This is a genomic window from Cesiribacter andamanensis AMV16 (assembly GCF_000348925.1).
Taxonomy (GTDB): Bacteria; Bacteroidota; Bacteroidia; order Cytophagales; family Cyclobacteriaceae; genus Cesiribacter; species Cesiribacter andamanensis.
The window spans coordinates 1-5,750 of record NZ_AODQ01000192.1; the positions used below are offsets into that span (position 1 = coordinate 1).

4 protein-coding genes and 1 pseudogene are annotated in these 5,750 nt (G+C 54.9%); 4 read left to right on the plus strand and 1 reads right to left on the minus strand.

What is annotated here, in order from left to right; translation table 11 throughout:
- Window positions 1-73: 73 nt before the first annotated feature.
- The 4 genes and pseudogenes from ADICEAN_RS20005 to recG form a co-directional block, all read left to right on the plus strand.
- Window positions 74-541 (plus strand): annotated as a pseudogene (locus ADICEAN_RS20005) (single-stranded DNA-binding protein); the annotation flags it as partial.
- A 26-nt stretch (window positions 542-567) separates the two neighbouring features.
- Window positions 568-2,076 (plus strand): gliding motility-associated protein GldE, encoded by a 1,509-nt coding sequence (gldE, locus tag ADICEAN_RS20010; RefSeq protein WP_009197489.1) that lies wholly within the window; start codon window positions 568-570, stop codon window positions 2,074-2,076.
- Window positions 2,077-2,331: 255 nt separating this feature from the next.
- The gene (gene gldD / locus ADICEAN_RS20015) at window positions 2,332-2,925 is read left to right on the plus strand and encodes a gliding motility lipoprotein GldD (RefSeq protein WP_009197490.1); all 594 of its coding nucleotides are present in this window, start codon (window positions 2,332-2,334) and stop codon (window positions 2,923-2,925) included.
- 44 nt (window positions 2,926-2,969) lie between these two features.
- A complete protein-coding gene (gene recG, locus ADICEAN_RS20020; RefSeq protein ID WP_009197491.1) occupies window positions 2,970-5,069 on the plus strand; it encodes an ATP-dependent DNA helicase RecG in 2,100 nt (699 codons plus the stop codon).
- 3 nt (window positions 5,070-5,072) lie between these two features.
- On the opposite strand, the gene ADICEAN_RS20025 is transcribed toward recG, so the two are convergent.
- Window positions 5,073-5,288, minus strand: coding sequence for a hypothetical protein (locus ADICEAN_RS20025; RefSeq protein WP_009197492.1), 216 nt, complete (start codon window positions 5,286-5,288; stop codon window positions 5,073-5,075).
- Window positions 5,289-5,750 lie beyond the last annotated feature (462 nt).

The following is a 5,750-nucleotide window of genomic DNA, read 5'->3' on the forward strand; positions in this document are numbered from 1 at the left end:
TATATTGTATGGTTACCTTTTGTCCTCGCTGAGAGGGTGTAAACTTTATTAATTATTTAATTTTTATGGCGGAGTAAACAAAGTTATTTTGGTGGGCAATTTGGGCAAAGACCCCGAAGTGCGTGCTATGGAAAGCGGCCGCAAGGTGGCAAACTTCCCCCTGGCTACCACAGAAACCTACAAAGACCGCGACGGAAACCGTCAGGAGCAAACCGAATGGCACAATGTGGTGTTCTGGGGACCTATTGTAGATACCATAGAGCGCTACCTGAAAAAAGGCAGCTCTATTTATGTGGAAGGACGCATCCGCACCCGGAGCTACCAGGATAAAGATAACCAGACCCGCTACATCACCGAGATCATGGGCCAGCAAATGAACATGCTGGGTGGGGGTGGCGGACGCTCAGATAGCCATGGCAATGACATGGGCGGGCATGACTCGGGCAGCAGCCAGCAGCGCTCCGGCGCGCAGGCGCAGCAAAGCGCTCCTCAGCCTACCAGCTTCAACAGCGGCGGCGAGGAGGATGATCTGCCCTTTTAACTAATGGTTGAACGTAAACGTACACTTTGGATCATTCCTTAGAAGACCCCTACCAGACCGAGCCGGCAGAGCCTCCATCCCCGAGCACTGCCGGTCGTCAACAGGCTACACCTACCCCCACCACTGCTGCACCTGCAGCCTGGTGGGCGGGGGTACCCCTTGTGCTGCTGGACTCCTCCCTGCTGATTCCCCTGCAGGTTGAGGCTACCCCCTCTAACTTGCTTTTTTATACCGTAAGCGGCATTGCCCTGGTGGTACTGCTGCTGCTTTCGGCCCTGGTTTCGGGCTCGGAGGTGGCCTATTTCTCCTTTAGCGCGGTAGATGTGGCCGAGTGCCAGCGCAGCGGCACCGCTACCGACCGCAAAGTGCTGCGCCTGCTGGAAAAGCCCCGCAGCCTGCTGGCCACCATTCTTATTCTCAATAACCTGGTAAACATTGCCATTGTAACGCTCTCTACCTTTGTTACCTGGCGCATTGTGGGCGGCCGCACCACCGAAGGGCTGGTGATTACGCTGCTCACCTTTCTGGTTACGGTGCTGATTGTATTCTTTGGGGAGGTGGTGCCAAAAGTGTATGCCACCAGCAATAACCTGAGCTTTGCCCGCCGCATGTCGGGCTTTCTGAGCGGGGCCGAAACCCTGTTTAAGCCCCTTGCCTGGTTTTTGATGAGCTTTAGCGGCATTATTGAAAAGCGCATCTCCCGTAAGGACTATCAGATTACGGTAGACCACCTGAACCTGGCCCTGGACATTACCACCCGCCAGGGCACAACCGAAGAAGAAAAGGGAATTCTGAAGGGGATTGTAAATTTTGGCACCCTTACCGTAAAGCAGGTCATGCGTACCCGCCTGGACATTACGGCCTTTGACATTGAATACGATTTTCATGAGCTGATGGACCGGGTAAACAAATCGGGCTACTCCCGCGTGCCGGTCTATGATGAGACCATCGATAACCTCCGGGGGGTGCTCTATGTAAAAGACCTGCTGCCCTACCTGCAGGAAAACGAACACTTTAAGTGGCAGGAGCTGCTGCGCCCCATCTTTTATGTGCCCGAGACCAAGAAGATTGATGCGCTACTGAAAGACTTCCAGCACAAGCGCATTCACGTGGCTGTGGTAGTGGATGAATACGGCGGCACTTCCGGCCTTATCACCCTGGAGGATATCATTGAGGAGATTGTAGGCGAGATCAACGATGAGTTTGATGAAGAAGATGTGGCCTTCAATAAGCTGGATGATACTACCTACATCTTTGAAGGAAAAACATCCCTGAACGACTTCTGCAAGATCATTGCCATTGATCCGGCGGTGTTTGAGCCGGTAAAAGGGGAGAGCGAGTCACTGGGCGGGCTGCTGCTGGAGATCAACAACAAACTGCCCCGGGCGGGTGAAAAGATCCAGTTCGATCGTTTTGTGTTTACCGTGGTATCGGTAGACCTGAAACGTATCAAACGGGTACGGGTACTTATTAAGCCTACAGTGCCGGAAATGCAGCCCGAGCCTGCCGCCAAGGGAATCCGTGCCTCATCTTAAGGATGTGATGCCCGCTAAAAGACGCCTGCTGCTGCTGCTGCTGCCCTGCCTGCTTGCTCTGCTGGCCATGCTGCTGCTGGCAGGCCTCTCGCTAGCCAGCCCCTGGCAGTAGAAGAGCCGCTGGCCCCACTGCGTCTGCACGGCGTCCGCACAGCGGCCGCACTGCTATAGTACGGCCTAAATTTGCTACATTCGCTTTCTGAATATACGATAGCTGCCCCCCGGGCAGTTCTGATAGAGAACTTACTGCACTGCATGAACACCCATTCCTTACTTCTGTTGCTACTTGCAGTTGGCCTGGCCCTAACCAGCTGCGGGGGCGATACTGCCTACGTACCCAAACCCCGGGCCTACAACCGCATTGAGCTGCCCGAGCACCAGTACAGGGCTCTGCCCGATAGCTTTCCCTACTCCTTTGAGTACTCCAGCCATGCCCGCATCAAGCCCGATACCAGCTGGATTGCCGAGCGCTACTGGATCAACCTCTACTACCCCACGCTGGATGCCAATGTGCAGCTTACCTACAAGCCCATAGGGGGCTCGGAGAAAAAGCTGAAGGAGCACCTGCGCGATGCCTATAAGCTTACCTCCAAGCACCAGATCAAGGCTTCTGCCATTGAAGAATCGGTGCTTACCACCCCCAGCGGCAAAACCGCCGTGGTAGAAGAGCTCAGCGGCGAGGTGCCCAGCCAGTTTCAGTTCTTCATTACCGATTCTACCCGGCACTTCCTGCGGGGCGCCCTCTATTTTCGCACCGCCACCCAAAACGACTCGCTGGAGCCGGTGATCGAGTATGTGAAAAAGGACATCATTCATCTGCTGAATACGCTGGAGTGGGAGGATAAATAGCGTAGTACGTCTGCCCGGCCGGCAGAAATGCGTTTGTAGCACCTATGTCTGGTTTCTTCAGCACCCCCATAGAATACCTGAAGGGCGTGGGCCCCCAAAAAGCAGATCTCCTCAAGCTGGAGCTCAAGCTGTTTACCTATGGCGATCTGATCCAGTTCTACCCCTTTCGCTACGAAGACCGCACCCGCTTTTACCGCATCGCCGAGCTGGATGAGAGCCTGCCTCATGTGCAGCTCCGGGGCCACATCCGGGCCATGGAAACCATTGGGGAAAAGAGCAAGAAGCGCCTGGTGGCCTACTTTACCGATGGCAGCGGCGAGCTGGAGCTGGTCTGGTTTCAGGCCCAGAAATGGGTGGCCCGCCAGCTAAAGCCCGGCGTGCAGTATGTGGTCTTTGGCAAGCCCAGCCGCTTTGGCAGCAAGTACTCCATTGCCCACCCGGAGATAGAGCTGCTCAGCCCCCAAAGCGAGCGTACCGGCTACCTGCAGCCCGTGTATACCTCTACCGAAAAGCTTAAGATCCGGGGGCTGGACAGTAAGGGCATCAGCCGCCTGCAGGAGCAGCTGCTGGCGCTGGCCCTGGAGCACATCCATGAGACCCTGCCTGCCTCGCTGCTGGCCCTTTACAGCCTTATGGACAAGCGGGAGGCCATGCGGCAGATCCACTTCCCTTCCGGGAACGAACAGCTGCAGAAAGCCCGCTACCGGCTTAAATTCGAGGAGTTGTTTTACATACAGCTGCGTCTGCTCACCCTTAAGCTCAGCCGTACCGAAAAATACCGGGGGCAGGTCTTCAACGACCCCGCTCTGCTAACCCGTTTCTATACCGATCACCTGCCCTTTGACCTTACGGGCGCTCAAAAACGGGTGATCAAGGAAATATATGCCGATGTGCGCAGCGGCCGGCAGATGAACCGCCTGCTGCAGGGCGATGTAGGCTCGGGCAAGACCATTGTAGCCTTTATCAGCACCCTGCTGGCGCTGGGCAGCGGGGCGCAGGCGGCCCTGATGGCCCCTACCGAAATTCTGGCCACCCAGCACTACCAGGGCCTGAAGCCCTTTGCTAAAAAGATGGGCCTTACCATAGCGCTGCTTACCGGCTCTACCAAAACCAAGACCCGCCGCCAGATACACGAGGCGCTGGAAAGCGGCCACCTGCACATCCTGGCGGGCACCCATGCGCTACTGGAAGATCCGGTGCAGTTCCAGAACCTGGGCATGGCCATTATCGACGAGCAGCACCGCTTTGGCGTGGCGCAGCGGGCCCGCCTCTGGCAAAAGAACCGGGAGTATCCTCCCCATGTGCTGGTGATGACGGCCACCCCCATCCCCCGCACCCTGGCCATGACGCTGTATGGCGATCTGGACATTTCCATCATCGACGAGCTGCCGGCCGGGCGCAAGCCCATCAAAACGGTGCACCGCTACGATAGCCACCGCCTGCGGGTCTTTGGCTTTATGAAGGAGCAGATTGCCCTGGGGCGGCAGATCTATGTGGTATACCCCCTGATTGAAGAATCGGAAAAGCTGGACCTGAAGGACCTGATGGATGGCTACGAAAGCATTGCCCGGGCCTTTCCGCAGCCGCAGTACCAGATCAGCATTGTGCATGGCCGGCAGCGGCCCGATGAGAAGGAATGGGAGATGCAGCGCTTCATCAAGGGCGAAACGCACATTATGGTGGCTACTACGGTAATAGAAGTAGGGGTAAACGTACCCAACGCCTCGGTAATGGTGATTGAAAATGCTGAGCGCTTTGGCCTGGCGCAGCTGCACCAGCTGCGCGGGCGGGTAGGCCGGGGAGCCGACCAGAGTTACTGTATCCTGATGTCGGACGTAAAGTTGAGCAAGGAGGCGCGCATTCGCATTGAAACCATGGTGCGCACCAATAATGGATTTGAAATTGCCGATATAGACCTGAAGCTCAGGGGGCCGGGCGATATTACCGGCACGCAACAGAGTGGCCTGATGGACATGACCATTGCAGACCTGACAAAAGACGGGGAGATTCTGAAACTGGCCCGTCAGGCGGCAATTGATGTGCTGGAGAACGATCCTGAGCTAAACAGTGCTCAGAACAGCAACATTAAGCGTCAGGTAGACGCCCAGACAAAAGAGGTTGTAAACTGGAGTAAGATCAGCTAAGGCTTAGCGGCTGCGGTAATAGCCCGGGCTGCTGCTTCTGCGGCCGTCGCCTTTGGATACCTGAGCGATTTTGATCAGCAGAAAGCTGAGCAGGAACATGCCGGAAACTACGATAGGCCAAATCTCCTGTTTGCCAAAGCAATTCACAAAGACAAAGAAGGATACAATGATCAGCAGGTTAAGGATCAGGGCCTGGGCGGTTTTTTTAATCACTTGCATACGGCAATCTGGTTAAAGGGTAAACTGCGTGTGTTGGTATTCGAAAGGTAGATAAAAATATTTCCATCCCTAAAAGAGGTACAATTCTGCGGGGCAGGCCGCACGAAAGGTGTGGGGACGAATGTGCATTTTTTGGATTAAAGCTGTAGCAGGCCTCCATACCTTACGCTGATAGAAGGCTTAAAAATAGGCACTTAGCCAGGGGCACTAAAAGTAGAATTGACGGGCCGTAATTATCCAATACCGGCAGCAAGAAGTTCAAAATGGGGTTTAATTCAACAGAAATGGGCTTTTTTTGCCCTCATTCGACGTATGCAGTTAATCAGCAGCCCAATGCTATGCCTGGTAAAATACAATTGCTGGTATGCTCAGTGATAGAAAAATCAAGTTTAAGAAACATCTTACAGCAGCAAAAGCAGGAGGGAAAATAGATGGAAGTGGCGTATTGTATGAACGGTGGGC